This is a genomic window from Amycolatopsis cihanbeyliensis (assembly GCF_006715045.1).
GTDB classification, from domain to species: domain Bacteria; phylum Actinomycetota; class Actinomycetes; order Mycobacteriales; family Pseudonocardiaceae; genus Amycolatopsis; species Amycolatopsis cihanbeyliensis.
This window is the reverse complement of record NZ_VFML01000001.1, coordinates 1,068,968-1,092,368: the sequence shown is the minus strand read 5'-3', so window position 1 is coordinate 1,092,368 and position 23,401 is coordinate 1,068,968. Positions and strand designations below refer to the sequence as shown.

Sequence of the window (23,401 nt, the reverse complement as noted above, 5' to 3'; positions counted from 1 at the left end):
CCGCGTCCGACAATTCCCCGCCGCGACGGCAGAGTGACCCACGGCGCCGGCGACTCGTTATCCAGTCGAAGCCCGCTCGCTACCCGCCGGGCACGAGGGTTGTTCCATTGTGGTGGCCCGGTCGTGGGGTTCAGCAGCGCGCTGCGCAGGGAATTACTGACTACTTTGGGTAGCTGTTGCCTGATGACGATGATCACTCTTCGTCATCATTTTGTTACCATTAGCATGCATTATCCCCTTGTCCCATGCAACGAAAGCTCGTTCGTGATGGTGTAACGCCGATTCGGAAGCCACCGATACCAGGTCGTGTGTCGCCCGAAGTGATTACTGAGTGTGCAACACGGCTAGTTACTCTGCGGAGTCGCTGTCTGCCAACCGGGAGGGTCTATGGACGAGTCTGCGCGCTCGTCATCCATCGCCGAAGGCATATCGCCACGCATCGCCCCCAGCGCCGCACGTCCCGTGCCGTCCGCCGCGCTTCGACCGGCCCGGCATACCGCGCCCCGGACCACGACCCGACCACCGACCATGGCCTGGGAACGTCGCTACCGTGCCTGGGTGATCGGCGGGGACGCACTGTCCACCCTGCTGCTCGTCGCGGTGAGCGCGGCGGTGATCGACGCGGCCGCCGAACGGACCGACCACGTGCTGATCGGTCTCGGCGTCGCCTGCGCCGTGCTGCTGGCGCTGCCCGCCGGCCGTGCCTGGACCCAGCAGGTCCTCGGTGAGGGCGCCGAGGAGTTCCGCAGGCTGGGCAAGGGGCTGTTTGCCGCCGGGGTGGTCGTCGCGATGGCGGGGTTGCTGTTCGGGGCGCTGGACGTGCGACCGTGGGTCTTCCTGGTGATGCCGGCGCTGGCCGCCCTGTTGCTGCCCCAGCGGTACCTGTTGCGCCGCCTGCTGCACCTGGCCCGCAGGCGCGGCCGGTGCCTGTTGCCGGTGATGGCCGCGGGTGACCCGGAGACAGTGCGGGAGCTGATCGAGCGCACCCGGTTGGTGTCCCATATGGGCTGGCGGGTGGAAGCCGTCTGCACCCCCGAGGGCACGCAGGACCAGGGTGACGTGAACGGGGTGCCGGTGGTGGGGCGCCTGGAAGAACTGGCCGACCACGTGCAGCGGGGCGGCTACCGGGTGGTGGCGATCACTGCCGATCGGTACTGGAGCCCGCGCAGGCTACAACGGCTGGCATGGGATCTGGAGAACACCTCGGCCGAGATGGTGGTCGCACCCGTGCTGATGGAGGTGGCCGGCCCCCGGTTGAACGTCTCCGGCGTGTTCGGGATGCCGCTGGTGCGGGTCGCGGCACCGCAGTTCACCGGGGGGCGCAGGCTGGTCAAGGAGATCGTGGACCGCGCGGGTTCCGCCCTGCTGCTGACGATGCTCGGCCCGCTGCTGCTGCTGATCGCGCTGGCGATCAAGTTCGGCGACCGGGGACCGGTGATCTACCGGCAGCGCAGGGTCGGCAGGGACGGTGCCACCTTCACCATGCTCAAGTTCCGCACGATGGTCGTGGACGCCGACCGGGTGCGGGACGACCTGCTGGCGCACAACGAGGCCGCGGGGCCGCTGTTCAAGCTGCGCCAGGACCCCCGGGTGACCAGGATCGGTGCCCTGCTACGCCGGTACTCCCTCGACGAGTTCCCGCAGCTGTGGAATGTCCTTTCCGGACGGATGTCGCTGGTGGGGCCGCGCCCGCCGCTGCTGGAGGAGACCGAGGCGTACTCGTCGGACGCACAACGGCGGCTACTGGTCAAGCCAGGGCTGACCGGCCTGTGGCAGGTGAGCGGTCGCAGCGATCTGACCTGGGCGGAGAGCATCCGGCTCGACCTGCGCTACGTCGAGGACTGGTCCCTGGCCATGGATCTGGTGATCCTGTGGAAGACGGTGCGTGCGGTGGTCGTCGGCCAGGGCGCGTATTGAGCGATGGCCGAAGGGGATGTGTGCGCGCCGAACCCGGCACGCACACATCCCCTTACTTCGGCCGGCGTTAGGGGGCCACCCGCTGGATGTCGACCTCGTCGAGTTCGACCGTCACCGGGCCGTTGGTGGCCGACCCGGACAGGTAGGTCAGGACACCGGCGTTCCCCGCGGCCTGGAGCGCCCCGGTCCGGTCGGTAGCGCTGGTCTGCCAGGCCGGTTCGGCCGAACCGTCGGCCCAGACCTTGGCCCGCACCGTGGTCGGCCCCGTGCCGACGACCCGGAGCCGGACCCGCAGCACCGTGCCCTGCTCGTAGCTGAGGCCGGCGATCTGCTGCTCGGTCGCGATCGGGGTCTCCGCACCGGTCCCGTCGGTTCGTCGCAACTGGAGCCGGACATCGTCGCCCGGCCGGATGGTCACGGTCGCCCGGTAGGTACCCGCGTCCGCGACCTTACGTCCGACACCCGTCAAGTAGATCCCGTTCCCGGTGGCTGGTTTGTCGGTGCTGACCGCGAACCGCAGGTCGGTGTCGGTGGAACGGATCCGGTTGAGGTACACGCTGCGCCCCGTACCCGCGGGTGTGCTGATCCGGCCGGCGCCGCCGTTCACCGCGTACGCGTCCGCCGGCCCACCGGTCCACCATGGTCCGCCCGCGTCCGCCTCGCCGAACCCGGCGGTGACCGTCCGCTCGAACGAGTCAGCGCCCAGCGTCGGGTCGCCGCCGAGGAAGTGATCGATCACCCATCCGGCGACCCGGTCCCCGGTGACCAATGAGTACTCCCCGTCGAACCGGTAGTGCACCCCCAGCCAGACCCGGCCGATAGCGTTCTCCTCGGCCGCCCCGCTGAACGTGGTGAACGAGCGGGTCACTCCTTCCGCGAACGGATCGTCGGTGGTCGCCGTCCAGCTGAAGTTGTCGGTGCCCACGTACCGTTTCATGACCCCGGCCCAGGCTCCGGCGAAGGTCGCGTGCCCGGAGATGAACGCGGGGAACGGCGGTGAGAAGGTCTCCCCGTCGAGCGCCCGCGACTCGGGTTCCCAGTTCGGCTCGGGATTGGTGGGATGCAGCGCGATCGCGGTTTCCGGTCGCCAGAGGTCGACGTCAGTCCGGAACTTCGAGTCCCAAGCCGCGATCCCGGCGTCCGCGAGTGCCATCGACATCAACGCGAACAGCCGAGCGTTGTCGAACTGGTTCTGGCTGGGCAGCTGCCGCGCGATGATCGAGGTGTGCTCGAGCAACTGGCCCGGCGGCTTGTAGGTTCCGTCGAGGTCGTTGGCCCAGAAGTGTGCCGCCTCCGTCTTGTCGGCGCTACGCGAGGGGGAGTGCAGCCTGCCCACCTGACGTACCTCCGCGAGGTGGGCCCGGTAGGTCTCCGAGCCGATCACCTCCTCGAGGTTATCGGCACCCGCGGGAAACGAGGGTCGGAAATGGTTGGGAGTATCCAGGGTGAACGGGCGGACCATTCCCCAATGTGGGGTGAGCGCCGGGCCAGATCCGGTGGGCCGCCAGTCGCCTGGACGGGTGCCCGGCGTGTAGGTGACCGTCTCGTCTGCACGGTCGTTTGCCCTGGTCACGGCCATGACTTGGGCAGCCTTGCTCCCGGTGGACGCACCCCGGTCACGCTGCTCCTGTGTGACTTCCTCCGGGATCGTCTCCTGTGCCGTGCGCAGTTTCGCGTCGAAGTCGAACTGCGGGAACGAACTCCGCGGATAGAGATCGGTCAGTATTCGGTAGGCGGCGTAATCGATGGCGCTGTTCGGATCCGGTGCGGGGTCGTCCGGTACTGAAACGCGGGTCAGATACGGCTGCCCGAGGCAGCCGCTCGCGGTTACGCATCGTGCGGAGTTGGCCGCGTCGTAAACGGCGCCGTGCATCATGGCTGCCGTTCTGGCCAATCTGGTTGGTGCGCCTTCCGTGCCATTCAGATTCCGGAAAACGTCGATGAGTACGTCATTCCAATACAGGACATGATCGGTGCTCGAGACGGCGACATCCGGCGGAGCCGTCTCGTCGGCGACCGCAGCCGGTGGAGCGATCAGGCATATCGCCGCGACCATGCCGGCAGTATAGCCCGCCAGTCTCAGTCGTCTCTTTCGTTCAAAATGCACAGAATACCTCCACGGCGGCAGATTTGTGCCGCCGTTTGATTTGGAAAGCAAATTGGTGGTTGAGCTGAGTTGGTGGCCCTCCCCATTTTATTTGCGACTTCCCTGTATGTTCGATTCTGCCAATGAGATGTCGCGACTAACTCCGCCGTTTGGACCAAGTTGATCGAGCGCAGTGCGGGCGACCGTCTGGCGGTGGGGTACTGCCTTCTGGAGTGAGCGTGACCACCTTGGGCGGCAATATGGTCAAGTGTTCAACTAAATTAGAAGTGTCCGTCAACCCGAAAGGAACACCCATGACCTCCACGACTCCGGCCGACACGCTCGCACTGGCCGCGCAGGCGCAGGATCTGCTGTTCCGTGAAGCCCGCACGGCCAACAGCTTCAGCCCCGAGCCGGTGACCGATGAGCAGCTCGCGGCCATCTACGACCTGGTCAAGTGGGCACCCACCTCGATGAACACCCAGCCGCTGCGGATGCTGGTGCTGCGGAGCGAGCAGACGAGGCAGCGGTTGCAGCCGCACCTGTTCGAGGGCAACCGGGCGAAGACCGCCGGTGCACCGGTCACTGTCGTGCTCGCCGCGGACATCGACTTCCACGAGCAGCTGCCGAAGGTCTTTCCGCACAAACCCCAGGCACGGGATGCCTTCGCCGACGCCCCGCAGCGGCGGGCGGAAGTGGCGCGGCTGAACGCCCTGCTCCAGGTCGGCTACTTCATCCTCGGCGTGCGTGCGGCCGGGCTCGCGGCGGGGCCGATGAGCGGGTTCGACCCCGACGGCGTCGACCGCGAGTTCCTCGCCGGCAGCGGCTGGCGGTCCCTGGTCGTCGTCAATCTGGGCAAGCCGGGGGACAACCCGTGGTTCGACCGACTGCCGCGACTGGACTTCGAGGAGGTCGTCAGCATCCGCTGACCGGCGGGGGCGAGCGCGGTCGGGGCGGGCGGCTAGCATCACACTGTCAACTCGTCAGATCGCGTACGCGAAGGAGTCCATCGTGTCCCAGCCGTTGTCACCCGCAGCCGAACCCACCCCGCGTGTGGTGGTACCGGCCGGGACTACGGCGGGCACGGCGATCCGCGAGGCGGGGCTGCCCGGCAAGGGCGCGGACGCGGTGGTCGTGGTGCGCGACCCCGATGGCCACCTGCGCGACCTCGCCTGGATCCCGGAGCGGGACGCCGAGGTCGAGCCGGTGGCCGCGAACACCGAGGACGGCCGCGGCGTGATCCGGCACTCCGCGGCGCACGTGCTGGCGCAGGCGGTGCAGGAGCGGTTCCCCGGCGCGAAGCTGGGCATCGGCCCGCCGGTGCGGGACGGCTTCTACTACGACTTCGCGGTGGACGCGCCGTTCACCCCGGAGGATCTGCGGGCGCTCGAGCAGCGGATGAAGCAGATCATCAAGGGTTCCCAGCGGTTCTCCCGCCGGGTGGTGGAGTCGGTGGAGGCCGCACGGCAGGAGCTGGCAGACGAGCCGTTCAAGCTCGAGCTCGTCGATCTCAAGTCCGAGCAGGGTGCCGTGGACACCTCCGAGGTGATGGAGGTCGGCGAGGGTGCGCTGACCGTCTACGACAACCTGGACCCGCGTACCGGGGATCGGGTGTGGGGCGACCTCTGCCGGGGCCCGCACGTGCCGACCACCAAGCACATCCCGGCGTTCAAGCTCACCAGGGTCGCCGCGGCGTACTGGCGCGGCGACGACAGCAACCCGCAGCTACAGCGAATCTACGGCACCGCGTGGGAGTCCGCCGACGCGCAGGATGCCTACCTCGAGATGCTGGCCGAGGCCGAGCGGCGCGACCACCGCAGGGTCGGCGCCGAGCTGGACCTGTTCTCCTTCCCGGAGGAGATCGGCTCCGGGCTGCCGGTGTTCCATCCCAAGGGCGGGATCATCCGCCGCGAGCTGGAGAGCTACTCGCGGCGGCGGCACGAGGAGGCCGGCTACGAGTTCGTGAACACCCCGCACATCACCAAGGGCGGGTTGTTCCACACCTCCGGCCACCTGCCGTACTACGCGGACACCATGTTCCCGCCGTTGTCGCTGGAGAACGAGGACTACTACCTCAAGGCGATGAACTGCCCGATGCACCACCTGATCTTCCGGTCCCGCGGGCGGTCCTACCGGGAGCTGCCGCTGCGGCTGTTCGAGTTCGGGACGGTGTACCGGTACGAGAAGTCCGGCGTCGTGCACGGCCTGACCCGCGTGCGCGGGCTGACCATGGACGACTCGCATATCTACTGCACGAAGGAGCAGATGCCGGGCGAGCTACGGTCGCTGCTGCGCTTCGTGCTGGATCTGCTGGCGGACTACGGGCTTTCCGACTTCTACCTCGAGCTGTCCACCCGGGATGACTCGGCGAAGTTCATCGGCGAGGAGCGCGAATGGGAGGAGGCGACCGAGACCCTGCGGGCCGCGGCCGAGGAGTCCGGGCTCGAGCTCGTACCCGACCCGGGTGGCGCCGCCTACTACGGGCCGAAGATCTCGGTGCAGGCGCGCGACGCGATCGGGCGGACCTGGCAGATGTCGACCATCCAGCTCGACTTCAACCACCCGCGGCGGTTCGAGCTGGAGTACACCGCGTCGGACGGCTCCCGGCAGATGCCGGTGGTGATCCACCGGGCGCTGTTCGGTTCGATCGAGCGGTTCTTCGGCGTGCTCACCGAGCACTACGCGGGTGCCTTCCCCGCATGGCTTTCCCCGGTGCAGGTGGTCGGGATTCCGATCGCCGAGGACCACGCCGAGCACCTGCGCGGGGTGGAGAAGGCCCTGCGCGCCAGGGGGGTGCGTGCCGAGGTGGACTCCGGCGACGACCGGATGCAGAAGAAGATCCGCACGCACACCACGCAGAAGGTGCCCTTCCTGTTACTGGCGGGCGGCAAGGATGTCGAGGCGGGCGCGGTCTCCTTCCGGTTCCGCGACGGCGGCCAGATCAACGGCGTCGCGGTTGCCACCGCCGTCGAGGCCATCGCCGAGTGGATCGCCCGCAAGGAGAACGCCTCCCCGACCGCGGAGGCGCTGGAGGAGTTCGTTGCCCGCTGACACCCCACCGGAGTACGTCGGGCAGGACGGTGTCGGGGTCCCGGACGCGTTGCAGCGGCTGTGGACCCCGCACCGGCTGGCCTACATCCAGGGCGAGAACAAGCCGGAAGGCGATGAGCCGCAGGGCTGCCCGTTCTGCCGGCTGGTCGGGATGGACGACGCCGAGGCGCTGATCCTGGCGCGCGGGACCACGGTGTACGCGGTGCTGAACCTGTACCCGTACAACCCGGGACACCTGATGGTGGTGCCGTACCGGCACGTCGCCGACTACACCGAGCTGACCTCGGAGGAGACCGTCGAGGTCGCCGAGTTCACCCAGCGCGCGATGACCGTGATCCGCGGCGTGTCCGGCGCGCACGGGTTCAACATCGGGATGAACCAGGGGGTGATCGCCGGCGCGGGTATCGCCGCCCACCTGCATCAGCACGTGGTGCCGAGGTGGGGCGGCGATTCCAACTTCATGCCGGTCGTGGGGCACACCAAGGTGCTGCCCCAGTTGCTCGACCAGACCCGTTCGCTGCTGTCCGAGGCCTGGCCGGAGCACTGAGTCTCAGGACCGCGGCGAGCTTCAGGACTGCAGCGCGGCCTCGATCTCCAGGGTGATCTTGACCTTCTCGCCGAGGAAGCTGCTGCCCTCCGGCCCGATGCCGAAGTCCCGCCGGTTCACGGTGGTCTCGGCCGACACGCCGATCGTGGTGGCGTTGTCGTTGGCCGGGTTGGTGCCGATCCCGTTCAACTCGGCCTGCAGGGACACCGGCTTGGTCACCCCGCGCCAGGTCAGCTCGCCGTCGATCACGTAGTCCTCGCCGTCGGAGCGGATGCCGGTGGACCGGAAGGTGATGGTGGGGTGGTTGGCCACATCGAAGAACTCGTCGGTGCGCAGGTGGTCGTCGCGCATGGTGGTGCCGGTGGAAACGGAACCGGCGTCGATCTCGGCGGTCACCGAGGAGTCCAGGATGTTCTCCCCGGTGACGACCTGCCCGCTGAACGCGGTGAAGTTGCCGCGTGACTTGGCCAGCCCCAGGTGCTTCACGCTGTAGCTGACCTCGGAGTGCGCGGGGTCGATGGCCCAGGTGCCCGCGACGTAGCCGGGGATCTCGGTGGTGGGTGCGCTCATGATCTCGCTCCTTCGAAAGGTATGTGGGTGACCTGCGATGCAGGTCGCTTGATTGAGCCCTCAACCAGAGGCTAACGCACTTTAATTGAGGGCTCAACCAGGGGTATGATGGACGTCATGTCCGGAACTCGCTGGCTCAGTGACCACGAGCAACAGGTGTGGCGCTCGTTCAACGCGGCCGTCAGCATGCTCAGGGGCCATCTCGAGGGGCAGCTGCAGCGCGATTCCGGTATGCCGCACACCTACTACGAGGTGCTGGTGGCGCTGTCCGAGGCCCCGGGGCAGACCCTACGGATGAGTGAGCTTGCCGAGGCGTGTCATTCCTCACGTAGCCGGCTGTCGCACGCGGTCGCCCGGATGGAGTCCAGCGGCTGGATCAACAGGCGGTCCTGCCCCACGGACAAGCGCGGCTCGCTGGCCTCGCTCACCGCGGAGGGTCTCGCGGCGCTGAAGGAAGCCGCGCCGGGCCACGTCGAGGCCGTCCGGCAGAGCCTCTTCGACGTGCTGACCCCCGAACAGGTGACCATGCTCGGTGAGATCAGCGCCGCGATCCGCAACGGACTGGGCCCGCAGTGTGCCGCCGCGCTGGCCGCGGAGGACGGCGAGCCGCCACCGGAGCAGCCGCACTGAAGCCCGCTCCGTACCGAACAGGGGACGCACCGGCGGCGCATGCCGGGGTCTCAGCAGGGGGCCGATAGGCTGCTGCTCGCCCATTGACCACGAGCTCATCGACGTCTGAGCAGCCCGAGCCCTGAACCACGAACCGTCTCCGGACAGGACCAATGCTCAACATTTTCGCGCGCGCCTCCATTTCCCGCGTCACCGATCCGATCGGTGTCGCCCTGGTGCGTGCCGGTCTGAAGCCGAACATGATGACGGTGCTGGGCACGGCGGGGGCGGCGGTCGGCGCGCTGGTGTTCTTCCCCCGCGGTATGTTGCTGGCCGGGACCTTCACGGTGTGGGGCTTCGCCATGCTCGACCTGCTGGACGGGGCGATGGCGCGGGCACGAGGTAACGGCACCCCGTTCGGGGCCGTCCTCGACGCCACCTGTGACCGGCTGGTCGACGGCGCGCTGTTCGCCGCGATCGCCTGGTGGTGTCTTGCCGGTGCGGGGCCCGCACGAGCAGGCGCCGCCGCACTGGTCTGCCTGGTGCTGGCCCAGGTGATCTCGTATGTGAAGGCTCGGGCTGAGGCATCGGGGCTTTCGGCCGATGGGGGACTGATCGAGCGCGCCGAACGGTTGATCATCGCGCTGGCGGGCACCGGGCTGCAGGGGTTCGGGGTGCCACACGCGGTGGAGGTCTCGCTCTGGTTGCTGGCGGCGCTGTCCGTGGTGACACTGCTGCAGCGGATGATCGCCGTGGCGCAGGGGGCACGGGAGGCCAAGACGTGAGTGCACTCGGTGAACGGCTCGGCGGACTCGGCTACGCGGCGGGCTGGCGGCTGACCAGCATGCTGCCGGCCGGTATGACGGCCACCGCCTTTTCCCTCGGCGCCGACTTCGTGGCCCGCCGTGGTGGCGGTTCGGTGCAGCAGTTGCGGCGCAACCTGGTCCGGGTGGTGCCGCAGGCGGGTGGCTCCGAGCTCGACGAGCTGACCAGGCGTTCGCTGCGCTCGTACGCCCGCTACTGGCAGGAGGTGTTCCGGCTGCCGTCCATGGACCTGGACAGCGTCCGGCACCGGGTGGAGCAGTCGGCCAGCGGCGTGGAGAACCTGGACGCCGCGCTGGCCGAGGGAAACGGCGCGGTGCTCGCGCTGTCCCACTCCGGCAACTGGGACGCGGCCGGGGTCTGGTTGACCGGCCACACCGGCGGCTTCACCACGGTCGTCGAGCGGCTCCGGCCGGAGTCGCTGTACCAGCGGTTCGTCGCGTTCCGGGAGTCCCTCGGGTTCGAGGTGGTGCCCGCCGCGGGCGCGGCCGCGTCCTTTCGCACGCTGCTGCGGCGGCTGCGGGAGAACAGGGTGGTGTGCCTGCTCGGCGATCGTGACCTGACCACATCCGGCATCCCGGTCACCTTCTTCGGTGAGCGGACCAGGATGCCGGGCGGCCCGGCGCGGCTGGCCGCGAGCACCGGCGCGGCCCTGCTGCCGGTCGGCTGCTGGTTCACCGAGGAGGGGTGGGGCCTGCGGATCCACCCGCGGATCAGGGTGAACGCGCGGGAGGAGGTCCCGGCCGCCACCCAGGCGCTGGCCGACGTGCTGGCAGGGGACATCGCCGCACACCCCGCCGACTGGCATATGTTGCAGAAGTTCTGGGTAGCCGACCTGGAGCGCCAGCAGCGCGCGGTCCTCGGCGAATCGGGCTAGGATGAAGATCGGCATTGTGTGCCCGTACTCCTTCGACGTTCCCGGTGGAGTACAGGGGCACGTGGTGGACCTGGCCAAGGCGTTGCTGGCGCGGGGACACCGGGTCTCGGTGCTGGCGCCCGCGGACGAGGACGCCGAACTGCCCGCGTTCGTACATCCCGCCGGCCGCGCGCTGGGTATCCGGTACAACGGCTCGGTGGCACGGTTGCAGTTCGGCCCCGTCTCCTACGCCAGGGTGCGCAGGTGGATCCGGGACAACGCCTTCGACGTGCTGCACCTGCACGAACCGGTCGCGCCCAGCCTCTCCCTGCTCGCGCTGAAGGTGGCCGAGGGGCCGGTGGTGGCCACCTTCCACACCTCCACCCCGCGCTCGCGCACCCTGCTGGCCTTCCAGCCGGTGCTGCGACCGCTGCTGGAGAAGGTGACCGCGCGGATCGCGGTGTCCGCGCTGGCGCGCCGGGTGCAGGTGGAGCACCTCGGCGGGGACGCCGTGGAGATCCCGAACGGGGTGGACGTGGGTCACTACGCCGGTGCCGTCCCGCTGGACGGCTACCCGAGGCAGGGCGGCACGGTCGGGTTCGTCGGCCGGTTCACCGAACCCCGCAAGGGGATGGGTGTCCTGCTGGAGGCGTTGGACCGGCTGCGAACCCACCTGCCGGGGCTGCGGCTGCTGGTGGTCGGCAGGGGAGAGGCCGAGGACCTGTACCGGCAGGCAGGCCCCGAGTTGTCCGAGCACATCGAGCTGCTCGGGCAGGTCGACGACGAGACCAAGGCGAGAGCCCTGCGCAGTGTGGACGTCTACTGCGCACCCAACCTCGGCGGGGAGAGCTTCGGCATGATCCTCACCGAGGCCATGGCCGCGGGCACCCCGGTGCTGGCCAGCGACCTCGACTCCTTTCGCCGCGTGCTGGACGACGGCGCCGCCGGGGTGCTGACGCCCGCGGGTGACGGCGGTGCCCTCGCCACGGCGCTGGGGGAGTTGCTCGACGACCCCGACCGCAGGCGGCGGCTGGCGGAGGCGGGCAGCGAGCGGGTCGCCGTGTTCGACTGGGCCACCGTGGTCGCCCAGGTGGTGCGGGTCTACGAGGCGGCGATCGCCGCGGACCCGCGCCGGGTCAGCGCCGAACCCGTGGCGGAGGCCGGCCGGTGACCCCCTTGCTCATCGTGCTCGCCGCGCTGGCGGTACTGATCGTGCTCGGCGGGCTGTGGCTGCTCGCCACCGCCAACCGGCTGGACCGGCTGCACGTGCGCACCGACGCGGGCTGGGCCGCGCTGGACGCCGCGCTGGCCCGCCGTGCGGTGGTGGCCAGGGCGGTGGCGGCGAGCGCGTTGCCGGAGCGGGAGGCGGCTCGGTTGCGGGCCGCGGCGGAGCGGGCCGAGGGCGCGCCGCGGGCCGAGCGGGAGTTCGCCGAGAACACGCTCACCCGGGCGCTGACCGGCGTGGACCGGGCCAAGTTGGCGGGCCCGCTCGCGGACGAGCTCGCCGACGCCGAGTCCCGCGTGGTGATCGCGCGCCGGGTGCACAACGACGCGGTTCGCGACACCCTGGCGCTGCGGCGCAGGCGCAAGGTGCGTTACTTCAAGCTGGCCGGTACCGCGGCGCAGCCGGAGTACTTCGAGATCGTCGAACCCGAGTTGGTGGTGGACGGGGGCGGCCCTGCCGCTACTGAGCCGTCACCTGCCCCTCCGGCATCGGATCGAACCGTGCGTGCCGACGACTGAACTGCGCGGTCCCTGAGGTCAGGGAGCGCAGGTCGACGGCGTAGCGCAGCAGTTCGGTGCTGGGCACCTCGGCCTTGACCACGGTGCGCCCGCCGTCGTCGGCCTCGGTACCGAGTACTCGGCCGCGGCGCGCGGACAGGTCACCGAGTACGGCGCCGAGGTACTCGTCCGGCAGGTTCACCGCCACCTCGTCCAGCGGCTCGAGCAGGGCGATCCGCCCGTTGGCCGCCGCGTCCTTCAGCGCCATCGATCCCGCCGTCTGGAACGCCGCGTCGGAGGAGTCCACGCTGTGCGCCTTGCCGTCGACCAGGATCACCCGGACGTCCACCACCGGGTGCCCGTCGACCAGCCCACGCTCCAACTGGGCGCGTACCCCCTTCTCCACGCTCGGGACGAACTGGGTGGGCACCGCGCCGCCGACCACCCGGCTGAGGAACTCGAACCCGGCACCCCGCTCCAGCGGTTCGACCTCGATATCGCAGACGGCGTACTGGCCGTGCCCACCGGACTGCTTGACATGCTTACCCTTCCCCTTGGCCGGCCCGGCGAAAGTGGACCGCAGGCTGGTCCGCACCGGTTCGGTTTCCACCTCCGCCCCGCCCGCTCGCAACCGGGACAGCACCACGTCGGCATGCGCCTCGCCCATGCACCACAGCACCATCTGGCTGGTCTCGGCATTGCGTTCCAGCCGCAGCGTCGGATCGCCTGCGACCAGCCGGGCCAGGTTGCGCGCCAGGGTGTCCTCGTCGCTGCGGGTCCTGGCGACCACGGCGACCGGGAGCAGGGGTTCCGGCATCGGCCACGGTCGCATCAGCAGCGGGTCCTCCGGGGCGGACACGGTGTCCCCTGTCTCCGCGGAACCGATCTTGGTGAGCGCGCACAGGTCGCCCGCGACGCAGTAGGGCACCTCGCGCAGGGTGACCCCGAGTGGCGAGTAGACATGCGCCACCCGCTCGTTGGCGTCGTGGTCCTCGTGCCCCCGTTCGGTCAGCCCGTGCCCGGACACGTGCACCGGGCGTTCCGGCCGCAACGTCCCGGAGAACACCCGGATCAGCGACACCCTGCCGACGTAGGAGTCCACGGCGGTGCGTACGACCTCGGCGGCAAGCGGCCCGTCCGGATCGGCGCGCAGCGCGTCGTGCGGGGTTCCTTGCGGGGAGGTCACCTCGGGCGGCACGTGCTCCAGCGGGGAGGGGAAGGCGCGTGCGATGCCGTCCAGGATCTCGGCGAGGCCCACCCCGGTGGTGGCGCATACCGGGATCACCGGATGGAACGCCCCCCTGGCGACCGCGGTCTCCAGATCGGCGATCAGTGTCGCCTCGGCGATGTCCTCGCCCGCGAGGTAGCGATCCATCAGGCCCTCGTCCTCGCTCTCGGCGATGATGCCCTCGATCAGCTCGTTGCGGGCGTCGGACAGCCGCTCGAGGTCGGCCGGATCGGGTTCGTCGACTTTCGGCGGGTACCCGTCGGTGTAGTCGAAGTACCGCCTGGTGATCAGGCCGATCAGCCCCTGCTTGCCGCCGCCCGCCGGCAGGTAGAGCGGCAGCACCCCGGGCCCGAACGCCTGCTGGCAGGAGGTGATCTCGGCGTCGACGTCGGCGCGCTGGTGGTCCAGCCGGGCGATCACCACGGCACGGGGCATGCCGACCGCGGCGCATTCCTCCCACAACGCCACGGTGGCCGGGTCGATGCCCTCGGCGGCGCAGACCACGAACAAGGCCGCGTCGGCCGCGCGCAGCCCGGCACGCAGTTCCCCGACGAAGTCCGCGTAGCCAGGCGTATCGATCAGGTTGATCTTCACCTCGCCGTGCCGCAGTGGCGCGACGGCCAGCCCGACCGAGCGTTGCTGCCGGACGGCGGCCGGGTCGTGGTCGCACACCGTGGTTCCCTCGACCACCGAACCCGGCCTGCCCACGGCTCCGGCGGCGGCCAGCAGTGCCTCGGTCAACGTGGTCTTGCCCGACCCGGACGGCCCGACCAGGACCACGTTGCGCACGTTGCGCGGGTCGGCTACAGCGACCGCGGCTCCGGTATCACCGTTCTTGCCCTGCTTCTCAGCCATGGTGGCTCTCCTCGCGCCGACGTCGGTGTGTCCTCGATCACACACCTGATCGCCATTCCCGGCAAGGCCGGCCACCCCTTCGCCACGCGCTGCCTGAGCTAGCCTGGATGGAGTCCCGCGCCGGGTCGAACAGAGGGGCTGTACGTGCTCGAGTTGGCGTTCTCCGCGGAGGACCTCGCCCGGATGCGTTTCGCGATCTCACCGGTATGGGAGGTCGTGGCCAGCGTCCGGGTGCTCGGCGCACCCGGTGCGCATGCCCTGCACCTGCCGTGGATCAAGCGGGTAAGGGCCCGGCTTGCCAGGGACGGCCCCGACCTCACCCCGCTGACCGAGCTCGTCGGGCACACCGGACACCTGCCCGGTTTCCTGGCGGCCACACCGGAGTCACCGTTGCCCGAGCTGGCGCAGGAGCTGGCCGTGCTGCGCCGGGTCGAGCCCGCCACGGTGCGTGCCGGGTTGGACGAGCTTCCGGCGACAGGAACCGCCGAGGTGCGGCGGATGTACCGGGACCCCGCGGGTGGCCTCGACCGGCTCGCCGACCGGATCGCGGCTTACTGGGAGGTGGCGATCGGGCCGGACTGGCCGCGGATTCGCGCGCTCTGCGAGGGCGATGTGCTGTACCGCTCGCGGCTGCTCGCCGACGGCGGGGCGGAGCGGCTCTTCCACGATCTCGCCCCGGCCGTGCGCTGGAGCGAGGGCAGGTTGAGCGTGCGGCACCGGCACCTTGCCGACACCCGCGCACTGGACGGGCGTGGCCTGGTGCTGGTGCCCTCGGTGTTCTCCTGGCCGCGGGTGTTCTCCAAGGTCGACCCCCGTTGGCAGCCGGTGTTGCGTTACCCGCCGCGGGGGATCGCCACCCTGTGGGAACGGGGCGGCACCGAGACGGCCGGGGCGCTGGCCGCGGTGCTCGGCCGCGGGCGGGCCACCCTGCTCACCGAGTTGGCGGCTCCGTCGTCGACCACCGAACTGGCCCGCCGCACCGGCCTTTCCGCGGGCGGGGTGTCCCAGCACCTGGGGGCGCTGCGGGCCGCGGGCCTGGTCAGCGCCCAGCGCACCGGTCGGGTCGTGTTGTACGCGCGCACCCTCGCGGCGGACGGCCTGCTCCGCGCGGCCGGCGAAGTGGACTGCTGAGATTGCCGCTCACTGGACTGGGGCGCGGTCCACGTCCTGCCTACGCTGAACGGTGAACCCGTTCTTCGTGGAAAGGCTCCTGCCGTGACCGACGTCCAGACCACCAGCTCTACCCAGCCGGAGACCGGCACCGCGCGCGTGAAGCGCGGGATGGCGGAGATGCTCAAGGGCGGTGTGATCATGGATGTGGTCGACGCCGAGCAGGCCAAGATCGCCGAGGACGCAGGCGCCGTCGCGGTGATGGCGCTGGAGCGCGTGCCCGCCGACATCCGCGCGCAGGGCGGGGTGGCCAGGATGAGCGACCCCGACCTGATCGAGGGGATCATCAACAAGGTGTCCATCCCGGTGATGGCCAAGGCGCGGATCGGGCACTTCGTCGAGGCGCGGGTGCTGCAGTCCCTCGGCGTTGACTATGTGGACGAGTCCGAGGTGCTGACCCCTGCCGACTACGCCAACCACATCGACAAGTGGGCCTTCACCGTGCCGTTCGTCTGCGGCGCCACCAATCTCGGCGAGGCCCTGCGGCGGATCACCGAGGGCGCGGCGATGATCCGGTCCAAGGGCGAGGCGGGCACCGGGGATGTCTCCAACGCCACCACGCACATGCGCAGTATCCGGACCGAGCTGCGCAAACTGTCCGCGCTGCCGGAGGACGAGCTCTACGTCGCGGCCAAGGAGTTGCAGGCCCCGTACGAGCTGGTCAAGGAGGTCGCCGAGCGCGGGAAGCTGCCGGTGGTGCTGTTCACCGCGGGTGGGATCGCCACCCCGGCGGACGCGGCGATGATGATGCAGCTCGGCGCCGAGGGCGTGTTCGTCGGCTCCGGCATCTTCAAGTCGGGCAACCCGGCGCAGCGGGCCGAGGCGATCGTCAAGGCCACCACCTTCCACGACGACCCGGACGTGCTCGCGAAGGTCTCCCGCGGCCTCGGCGAGGCCATGGTCGGGATCAACGTTTTAGATGTGCCCGAGCCTCACCGTCTGGCAGAGCGGGGCTGGTAACAGCCGGGCGATCGCCCGCTTCGTCCTCGGACATCAGCGCCAACGGTGAGCGTTGGTGCACCTCACCCAGGCGGGAGGCCGGTCGATTCACGTCTTGTCAATCTTGGACCACGGCATCTCTCGCCGCGGACCCCGGACAGGCGTGCCTGCAACTCGCCCAGGTCCTCAAGATCAGCGCCAGGCAGGTGGGTGACACCTCTGACGTCATGCAGCCATCTGCTGGCTGAGGACCAGCCTTGGCGCGGTCAAGCTGTTCGCGCGGGCCTGCCGGAGTTGCCTGCATTGGAGGGGTCGTGTGGGCAAACCGGCGAAATCGTCGGTACGGCCCGGTACGGTTACAGCGGATGAGTGCGCCGGGACGGATTGTGCAAGCGACCTCCGTGGGCGACGGTGGTCCGCATGCTCCGGGCGTCGAGGTGCCGGTGCGGGGAGGGAGACGGGTAGATGGATCCCGATCAGCAGCAGGAACGGCAGGCCGAGTACGAGCCGCCGCAGGTAAGCGAGGTCGGCGAGTTCGGCGCGGTGACGCAGGGCCAGTACTCGCGCAACCGCTCGGATGACGGGGACGCTGGCGGCTACTTCCCCGGATGACCGGCACAACCACACCGAACGTCCCCAGGCCGCGCTGGTGGTGCGCGCTGCCGGACACCGCCTCCGCCGCGCCGGTGACAGCCGCGCTGGGCAATGAGGGCTTGGTCGCGGCTCGGCACCGGTCGGGCCGGGCGTGGATCGTGACCCACTCGAACACACCGTCGCCGCAGGTGAACGTGCTGGGCGCGGTGTCGGTGGCTGTGCCCGTCGCCCCCGTTCCTCGGCCTGTTGCGCTGGAGAGCGCGGTGCGCAGCGCGGTCGACGACGGCGAGTTCACGCCGCTGATGGCGGCCACCGGCGGCGCGACCGTGGTGCTCGCCGAGGGTGAGCGGCTGCGTGTGGTGGCGGACGCGGCCGGGTTTCATCGGGTGTTCGTCGCCCGCTGTGTTGGGGTGCCGGTGCTGGCCAGTCACGCGGATGTGCTGCGCCGGCTGGTGGATGCGCCGGTGGACCGGGCGTGGCTGGCGGCGAAGCTGGCCAGTCCGGAGATGCCCAGCCCGGTGCGCCAGAACCGGTCGCCCTTCGTCGGGGTCCATCCGGTCCCGGCCGGGCACGTGCTCGTGGTCGACGGGCACCGGATCCGGACCGCGCGGTGGTGGCGGGCACCCGAGCCCGTCGGTGGCCTCTCCGACGGGGCCGCCGAGCTCGCCGAGGCTCTCACCCAGGCCGTCGGGGACCGGCTCGGCGCCCGCGCGCCGGGAAGGGCGAGCGTGCAGGCCTCCGGCGGCCTGGACTCCACGACCCTGGCCTTCCTCACAGCCGCGGCGGATCCGCTGCTGGTCACCACCGCGGGCACGTCACCCGTCGACGACGACGTGGTCTGGGCCCGCCGGGTGGCCGGCACGCTCGGCCTTGAGCACCGCGTGGTGGGCACGGAGGAGATTCCGTTATTCTTCTCCGACCTGGACCGGCCCATCGGCGCGGGGATGGACGAACCGTGCTCCTTCACTGCGGGCGGCGCCCGGCAGCGCTATGTGGCGACGGTGCTCGCTGAGCACAGCATCGCGGTGAACCTCAACGGGCAGGGCGGTGATGAGGTGCTGCTCGCTCCGCTGGCCTGGCTACCCGGCGGCCGCGGTGCGGGCCGGTTGACATGGCGGACCGTCTGCGGGCACGCCGCGCTGCACGGGGTGTCGACAATGGCGCTGCTGGGCGCGCGGTGTCGCCGCCGCGGCTACCCGGCTTGGCTGCGACGCACCGCCGCCGACCTGCGCCACCCGGCGCCGACCGCAGTCGATCTGGTGGGGTGGGAGGCCGCGCCGCTGCTGCCGCCCTGGGCCACGCGCGAGGCCGAGCAGTTGCTGGCCGGGCTGCTCGGCGAGGTCGAGCCGAAGCCGGTGCATCCGGATGCCGGGGTGCACGCGGCGGTGGTGCGGATCCAGGCCTCGGCCTACCGCGCCAGGCTCTACGCCGACGCGATGACCGCGGCCGGGGTGCCGACGGTGATGCCGTTCTTCGACCACGCCGTGGTGTCCGCGTGCCTGGCGGTGCGGCCCGAGTACCGCGGCGATCCGTGGTGGCCGAAGCCGCTGCTGCGTCACGCTTTCCGCGACCGGATTCCGGCGCACCTGCTGGCACGCCGGACGAAGGGGCACTACAACCACGACCTCTACCGCGGCTGGGCCGCCCACTGCGGCCAGGTGCAGGCGCTGCTGGCCGACTCTCGGCTGGCGGAGCTGGATCTGGTCGATCCCGACCGGCTCAGGACCGAGCTCGCCGCGTTCGGGCCGAGCGGGTTACCACCCGGGTTTGTCACCGACTTGGTCGCGCTCGAGGTGTGGCTACGCGACCTGGATCGGGCGACCGCGCCGCCGAGCCGGGGGCGGGCATGCGCCTGATCCGCCGCGGCCGCACCGCCCCGATGTCTGTCGTGCCGGGGCGGGGTGTGCGGGTCACGCGCGTGGACGATGGGTACACGCTGATTGATGCGCGCGGTCGAGTGTTGCACCTCAACATCACGGCGGCGGTGATGTTGGACGCGCTGGTGGTCGGCGGCCTGGATGGCGCGGTGTCCGCGACTCGCGAACGGTTCGGTGTTGGTGAGGACACTGCTCGTGCCGACGCGGCCCGGCTGCTGAGGGACTTGCTGGACCGGAAGGTGGTGCGGTGGGCATGAGCGCCCCGATCGTGCTGGAACCCCCGGTCGCGCTGACGGCCGCCGAGCGGGTCCGCGCGGTGGCCGCGGTCGGCGTGGCGCGGCTGGTGCTGGCGGGGACGCGGGCTCGCCCGGCCCGGGTCGGCGCTATCCTGCGCGTCCTTCGCCTCGGTACCCACCCAGTCGACACCGAAAGCGCCGCGCGGGCACGGGCGAGCGTGGTCACCGTATCGTTGCGCTGCGCGTCCGATCACGGCTGTCTGCTGCGATCGGTGGCCATCGTGATCGCCGCCCGGCTGGCCGGGGGATCGGTGATGTGGCGGGTCGGTGCCGCCTCGCCGCCACCCGCGCTGCACGCCTGGGTCGAGGCCGGCGGCGTACCGGTGGGCGAGCCGTTCGACCCGCGGCTGCTGTACCGGCCACTGATCACCATCTGACCAGGAGGACCACCCACCATGACGATCGGCTGGACGAGCACGCCCGAGCTGGACGACCGGCTGGCCCGCTACGCCGACGAGTTGCGCGAGCGGGGAGCGATCACCACCGATGCGGTGCGCGCCGCGTTCGCCACGGTGCCGCGGCACGCGTTCTTACGCAGCTTCTACTTCCGCGCCGACCGCCACGCCCTCAAGCCGGGTGAACTGCCCCCGTCGGAGTTGCTGGACATCATCTACGCGAACAACTCGCTGGTCACCCACGACGGCCGCACACCGGGCCAGCCGATGTCGTCCTCCTCCGGGCCGAGTGTGATGGCGCGGATGCTGGAAGCGTTGCGGCTGCGGCCGGGGTTGCGGGTGCTGGAGATCGGCGCGGGCACCGGCTACAACGCCGCCCTCATCCACGCCATCACCGGTGCCGAGGTCACCGCCGTCGAGGCCGGGGATGCGGCGGCTACCGAGGCCGCGGTCGCGATCGCCGAGCTCGGCCTGGCCGAGCAGATCCGGATCGTGCACGGCGACGGCTACCGCGGCGACCCCGAGCGGGGACGGTGGGACCGCATCGTCGTCACCTGCGGCATCGCGGGAATCCCCGAAGGCTGGCTAACCCAGCTCGCCGAGGACGGACTGATCGTGGCGCCGATCGCGCACGCCGGGGTTCACCCCATCCTCACCGTCGGCCGCGACACCAGCACGGTGGTGGGTCAGATCGCGCTGTGGGCGGACTTCATGCCTGCCACCGGAGGCCTGCGGCCTTCTAGCCTGTCCGCCCACGACCCGGAAAACGATATCGCTACCCGGCCGGTGCATCGCCTCGCCGGGGCCACGCCCATGGTCGGCGCCGAGGGCTACACCGACCTGACCTGCTACCTTGCCGCCCGTGACGAGCGCACCACCCGCGCCTACGTCGAGGACGACTCGTTCGACCCGGTCGCCGGGATGACCGCGCTGGTCCAGGACGGGGCGGCGGCGTGGATCCAGCATACCGGCGACCTCGTCGTTGCGGGTGAAGCCGAGCACACCGGCCCGCTGCAAGCCCGGTTGCGGGAACTGGCCGACCGGTGGATCGAGGCGGGGAAACCGGCCGCCACCGGGTGGAGCACCGTGTTCGCTCCGCACCCTGACCTCGCCGCACCGCTGCTCACGCCGAGCCGCTGGCGGCACTCGGACCTCAGGACGTGATGATTTCGATGGGATGGTTCCGGCGCAAGCTGTGAGCTTCCCCCGAAAGCTCACCCGGCCCTTCCATAATGTTCTGCGTAGACCGTAGACGAAGCCTGTCAATTTTAGACCACGGCATCAACGTGGACGACGTGCCCGAGCCGCACCGCCTCGCCGAGCGCGGCTGGTAACCCCAGCTCAGCCGGCGTGTTGGCCGCTCACGCGCGCGTGTTGGCCGCCCACGCACGTGAGTTTGCCGTTCACGTCGGCGAGTTTGCCGCTCACGTGCGGGGGCGTCAGACGTGCTCGGAGACCAGCACGGCCACCGTCCCCGGCCGCAGGGCGTGGAACACGTGCGGCAGGTCGCCGGGGTAGGCGACGTAGTCCCCGGGAGCCAGCTCCACCGGGTCGGTGGTGACGCCGATCAGCGCCCGTCCCGAGCAGAGCACGACGTGCTCGACCACGCCCGGCATATGGGGCTCCGACTCCCGCGGCGCTCCCGGTTCCACCGTGATCAGGTAGATGTCCCGCCGCGCGTTCGGTGGGCAGGAGGCAAGCAGGGTGGCCACGTAGTCGGCCCGCTCGGAGGCCACCGCTGGTCCCTCACCCGCCCTGATCACCTGCACCCGCGGCCGCTGGGGTTCGACCAGCCTGGAGAACGGCACGTCCAGGGCCACCCCGAGGGCCCACAACGTCTCCACGCTCGGATTGCCCGTCCCCGCCTCGAGCTGGGAGAGCGTCGACTTGGCCACCCCGGCGCGCCGGGCGACCTCGGTGAGCGACAGCCCCGACCGGACGCGCTGCCTGCGTAACGCCTCGGCGATCGCCTCGAGCGGTGCGCCGCCGCGGGCCTCCTCGTGGGTCATGTGTTCGCTCCAGCAGTCTTTTTGTTCGGCTTGACGAACGGTGTCCAGATTGTTCAGTATAAACATCAATGCGTTCGATACGACGAACACTGGATCGGGAACTGGTCCGCGACATCGGCCTGGTCTGCCTTGCCGGCGCGGTCGTGGCCGCCTCGTTCGGTGCCATCGCGGTGAGTTCGGGCTTCCCGCTGTGGCTGCCCATGCTGATGTCCCTGCTGGTCTTCGCCGGTGCGGCACAGTTCCTCTTCGTGGGGATCGTCGCCTCAGGTGGTAACCCGGCCGCGGCCGTGCTCGCCGGGCTGCTGGTCAACGCCCGGCACATCCCGTTCGGCTTCGCGGTGGGCGAGTTGCTGGGTACCGGTTGGGCCCGCCGGGTGGCCGGTACCCACCTGATGGTCGACGAGACCGTGGCCTTCGCGCTGGCCGAGCGGGAGGGCGAGCGGCGCAGGGCCGCCTACTGGACCTGCGGCATCGGGTTGTTCCTGTGCTGGAACGTCGGCGTAGTGGTCGGCGGGCTCGGCGGTACCGCGATCAGCGATCCCGCCGCGCTCGGCCTGGACGCCGCGTTCCCCGCCGTCCTGCTGGCGCTGTTGCTGCCCTCGCTGCGCGACCCGGCGGCCCTGCGCGCGACGCTGGTCGGCGTGGCCATCGCGCTGGCCACGGCGCCGTTCCTGCCCCCGGGGCTGCCCGTGCTGCTGGCGCTGGGCGGCGTGCTGACGGCCTTCGGTACCGGCGGGAAGCGCCCGCGACGGAACGACGGCGTGAACGACAAGGCCGACAGCGCGGACAGGACGGACAGGGGGACACTGTGCTAGCCGATCCGATGACCCTGGTGGTGGCCACCCTCGTGCTCGGCGTGGGTACCTTCGCCTTCCGGTTCGCCGGGCCGGTGCTGCGGGCGCGGGTCGAACTGTCCGAGCGGGCGGAGAAGCTGATGGCCACCTCCGCCGTCGTGCTGCTCGGCGCCCTGGTGGCCACGCAGGCGCTGATCGTCGAGCAGGAGTTCGCCGGCTTCGCCCGTCCGGCCGGTGTGCTGGTGGGCGGTGTGCTGGCCTGGCGCAAGGCTCCGTTCATCGTGGTCGTGCTCGCCGCGGCCGGAACCGGGGCGGGGTTGCGGCTACTCGGCGTGCCCTGACAGGGCGGGGGCCCTGCCCGCCCTCCCGCGCCGGTAGGGTTGACCTGCGGGATCGGTGGAAGGAGTCCGACGTGGTCGAGGTGTGGCAGCGGTGACGGCACGGCCCGTGGTCGGCGTGCTCGCCCTGCAAGGCGACGTACGGGAGCACGCCGCGATGCTGGAGAGCGCGGGTGCGCGAGCCGTCGCCGTCCGGCGACCGGAGGAACTGGCTGCCGTGCACGGCCTGGTGCTGCCGGGCGGGGAGTCCACCACGATGTCCCGGCTGCTCGACACGTTCGAGTTGCTCGAGCCGCTGCGCGCGCGGATCGCCGCCGGTATGCCGGCCTTCGGCTCCTGCGCCGGGATGATCCTGCTGGCCAAGCAGGCCCTCGACGGGCGGCCGGACCAGCACCAGCTGGACGGGCTGGACATGGTCGTGCGGCGGAACGCCTTCGGCAGGCAGGTCGACTCCTTCGAGGAGGACCTGGACTTCACCGGGATCCCCGGCGAGCCGCTGCACGCCGTCTTCATCCGCGCGCCGTGGGTGGAGAAGATCGGCGACGGGGTCGAGGTACTCGCGAGGGCGCCGGATACCCCGTCCGCCGAGGGCGCTGTGGATAGGATCGTCGCGGTGCGGCAGCAGAACGCGCTGGCCACCGCCTTCCATCCGGAGCTCACCGGTGACGAGCGCGTGCACCGGTTGTTCGTGCGCATCGTGCAGGGCGCGTAGCGACGAGCTGGACC

Annotated in this window: 23 protein-coding genes; 19 read left to right on the top strand and 4 right to left on the bottom strand. The window is 70.5% G+C overall.

Annotation, left to right across the window (positions count from 1 at the left end; all coding sequences use genetic code 11):
* The first annotated feature begins 387 nt into the window (after window positions 1-387).
* Window positions 388-1,917: a sugar transferase gene (locus tag FB471_RS04720; RefSeq protein WP_141996114.1), complete on the top strand. Its 1,530-nt coding sequence runs from the start codon at window positions 388-390 to the stop codon at window positions 1,915-1,917.
* A 67-nt stretch (window positions 1,918-1,984) separates the two neighbouring features.
* On the opposite strand, the gene FB471_RS04715 is transcribed toward FB471_RS04720, so the two are convergent.
* Window positions 1,985-3,301, bottom strand: a complete 1,317-nt coding sequence (locus tag FB471_RS04715; protein WP_170220702.1) for a vanadium-dependent haloperoxidase — start codon at window positions 3,299-3,301, stop codon at window positions 1,985-1,987.
* A 1,016-nt stretch (window positions 3,302-4,317) separates the two neighbouring features.
* On the opposite strand from FB471_RS04715, the gene FB471_RS04710 reads away from it, so the two are divergent.
* The 3 genes from FB471_RS04710 (at window position 4,318) to FB471_RS04700 (ending at window position 7,601) form a co-directional block, all read left to right on the top strand.
* Window positions 4,318-4,932 (top strand): malonic semialdehyde reductase, encoded by a 615-nt coding sequence (locus tag FB471_RS04710; protein ID WP_141996112.1) that lies wholly within the window; start codon window positions 4,318-4,320, stop codon window positions 4,930-4,932.
* A gap of 82 nt (window positions 4,933-5,014) precedes the next feature.
* A complete protein-coding gene (gene thrS, locus FB471_RS04705) occupies window positions 5,015-7,054 on the top strand; it encodes a threonine--tRNA ligase (protein ID WP_141996111.1) in 2,040 nt (679 codons plus the stop codon).
* Window positions 7,044-7,601, top strand: a complete 558-nt coding sequence (locus FB471_RS04700) for an HIT family protein (protein WP_141996110.1) — start codon at window positions 7,044-7,046, stop codon at window positions 7,599-7,601. Before thrS ends, FB471_RS04700 begins: the two co-directional genes overlap by 11 nt.
* A gap of 21 nt (window positions 7,602-7,622) precedes the next feature.
* On the opposite strand, the gene FB471_RS04695 is transcribed toward FB471_RS04700, so the two are convergent.
* Window positions 7,623-8,171 carry a YceI family protein gene (locus FB471_RS04695; RefSeq protein ID WP_141996109.1) on the bottom strand — a complete coding sequence of 183 codons (549 nt, stop codon included), beginning with the start codon at window positions 8,169-8,171 and terminating at the stop codon, window positions 7,623-7,625.
* A 117-nt stretch (window positions 8,172-8,288) separates the two neighbouring features.
* Between FB471_RS04695 and FB471_RS04690 the strand changes: the two genes are divergently transcribed.
* The 5 genes from FB471_RS04690 (at window position 8,289) to FB471_RS04670 (ending at window position 12,201) form a co-directional block, all read left to right on the top strand.
* Entirely contained in the window at window positions 8,289-8,801 is a 513-nt protein-coding gene (locus tag FB471_RS04690) for a MarR family winged helix-turn-helix transcriptional regulator (protein WP_141996108.1), read from the top strand.
* 152 nt (window positions 8,802-8,953) lie between these two features.
* Window positions 8,954-9,565, top strand: coding sequence for a phosphatidylinositol phosphate synthase (gene pgsA, locus FB471_RS04685; protein ID WP_141996107.1), 612 nt, complete (start codon window positions 8,954-8,956; stop codon window positions 9,563-9,565).
* The gene (locus FB471_RS04680; RefSeq protein ID WP_141996106.1) at window positions 9,562-10,479 is read left to right on the top strand and encodes a phosphatidylinositol mannoside acyltransferase; all 918 of its coding nucleotides are present in this window, start codon (window positions 9,562-9,564) and stop codon (window positions 10,477-10,479) included. Before pgsA ends, FB471_RS04680 begins: the two co-directional genes overlap by 4 nt.
* Window position 10,480: 1 nt before the next feature.
* Window positions 10,481-11,629, top strand: a complete 1,149-nt coding sequence (locus FB471_RS04675) for a glycosyltransferase family 4 protein (RefSeq protein WP_141996105.1) — start codon at window positions 10,481-10,483, stop codon at window positions 11,627-11,629.
* Complete coding sequence (locus FB471_RS04670; RefSeq protein WP_246076238.1) at window positions 11,626-12,201, top strand: NUDIX hydrolase; 576 nt, start codon at window positions 11,626-11,628, stop codon at window positions 12,199-12,201. Before FB471_RS04675 ends, FB471_RS04670 begins: the two co-directional genes overlap by 4 nt.
* On the opposite strand, the gene FB471_RS04665 is transcribed toward FB471_RS04670, so the two are convergent.
* Window positions 12,143-14,263, bottom strand: a complete 2,121-nt coding sequence (locus FB471_RS04665) for an elongation factor G-like protein EF-G2 (RefSeq protein ID WP_141996104.1) — start codon at window positions 14,261-14,263, stop codon at window positions 12,143-12,145. The two genes, FB471_RS04670 and FB471_RS04665, sit on opposite strands and share 59 nt — an antisense overlap.
* Before the next feature lie 144 nt (window positions 14,264-14,407).
* Here FB471_RS04665 and FB471_RS04660 point away from each other — a divergent pair, with 144 nt between their 5' ends.
* The 7 genes from FB471_RS04660 to FB471_RS04630 all read left to right on the top strand — a co-directional run bounded on the left by FB471_RS04660 (window position 14,408) and on the right by FB471_RS04630 (window position 20,698).
* Complete coding sequence (locus tag FB471_RS04660; protein ID WP_141996103.1) at window positions 14,408-15,394, top strand: ArsR/SmtB family transcription factor; 987 nt, start codon at window positions 14,408-14,410, stop codon at window positions 15,392-15,394.
* An 84-nt stretch (window positions 15,395-15,478) separates the two neighbouring features.
* Window positions 15,479-16,393: a pyridoxal 5'-phosphate synthase lyase subunit PdxS gene (pdxS, locus tag FB471_RS04655; protein ID WP_141996102.1), complete on the top strand. Its 915-nt coding sequence runs from the start codon at window positions 15,479-15,481 to the stop codon at window positions 16,391-16,393.
* Window positions 16,394-16,837: 444 nt separating this feature from the next.
* Window positions 16,838-16,984, top strand: a complete 147-nt coding sequence (locus tag FB471_RS04650; protein ID WP_141996101.1) for a lasso RiPP family leader peptide-containing protein — start codon at window positions 16,838-16,840, stop codon at window positions 16,982-16,984.
* Entirely contained in the window at window positions 16,981-18,822 is a 1,842-nt protein-coding gene (locus FB471_RS04645) for an asparagine synthase-related protein (RefSeq protein ID WP_141996100.1), read from the top strand. Before FB471_RS04650 ends, FB471_RS04645 begins: the two co-directional genes overlap by 4 nt.
* Window positions 18,813-19,100 carry a PqqD family protein gene (locus FB471_RS04640; protein ID WP_141996099.1) on the top strand — a complete coding sequence of 96 codons (288 nt, stop codon included), beginning with the start codon at window positions 18,813-18,815 and terminating at the stop codon, window positions 19,098-19,100. The genes FB471_RS04645 and FB471_RS04640 overlap by 10 nt, the downstream gene beginning before the upstream one ends.
* Entirely contained in the window at window positions 19,097-19,516 is a 420-nt protein-coding gene (locus tag FB471_RS04635; RefSeq protein ID WP_141996098.1) for a lasso peptide biosynthesis B2 protein, read from the top strand. The genes FB471_RS04640 and FB471_RS04635 overlap by 4 nt, the downstream gene beginning before the upstream one ends.
* An 18-nt stretch (window positions 19,517-19,534) precedes the next feature.
* Window positions 19,535-20,698 (top strand): protein-L-isoaspartate O-methyltransferase family protein, encoded by a 1,164-nt coding sequence (locus FB471_RS04630; RefSeq protein WP_141996097.1) that lies wholly within the window; start codon window positions 19,535-19,537, stop codon window positions 20,696-20,698.
* Between the two features lie 275 nt (window positions 20,699-20,973).
* Here FB471_RS04630 and FB471_RS04625 read toward each other — a convergent pair whose 3' ends face one another.
* Window positions 20,974-21,543 carry a helix-turn-helix domain-containing protein gene (locus FB471_RS04625; protein WP_141996096.1) on the bottom strand — a complete coding sequence of 190 codons (570 nt, stop codon included), beginning with the start codon at window positions 21,541-21,543 and terminating at the stop codon, window positions 20,974-20,976.
* 68 nt (window positions 21,544-21,611) lie between these two features.
* Between FB471_RS04625 and FB471_RS04620 the strand changes: the two genes are divergently transcribed.
* From FB471_RS04620 to pdxT, 3 genes are all read left to right on the top strand, one after another.
* Complete coding sequence (locus FB471_RS04620) at window positions 21,612-22,358, top strand: AzlC family ABC transporter permease (RefSeq protein ID WP_141996095.1); 747 nt, start codon at window positions 21,612-21,614, stop codon at window positions 22,356-22,358.
* Between the two features lie 8 nt (window positions 22,359-22,366).
* Window positions 22,367-22,678 carry an AzlD domain-containing protein gene (locus FB471_RS04615; RefSeq protein ID WP_142001586.1) on the top strand — a complete coding sequence of 104 codons (312 nt, stop codon included), beginning with the start codon at window positions 22,367-22,369 and terminating at the stop codon, window positions 22,676-22,678.
* Between the two features lie 91 nt (window positions 22,679-22,769).
* Window positions 22,770-23,387: a pyridoxal 5'-phosphate synthase glutaminase subunit PdxT gene (gene pdxT / locus FB471_RS04610; RefSeq protein WP_141996094.1), complete on the top strand. Its 618-nt coding sequence runs from the start codon at window positions 22,770-22,772 to the stop codon at window positions 23,385-23,387.
* The last annotated feature ends 14 nt before the right edge of the window (window positions 23,388-23,401 follow it).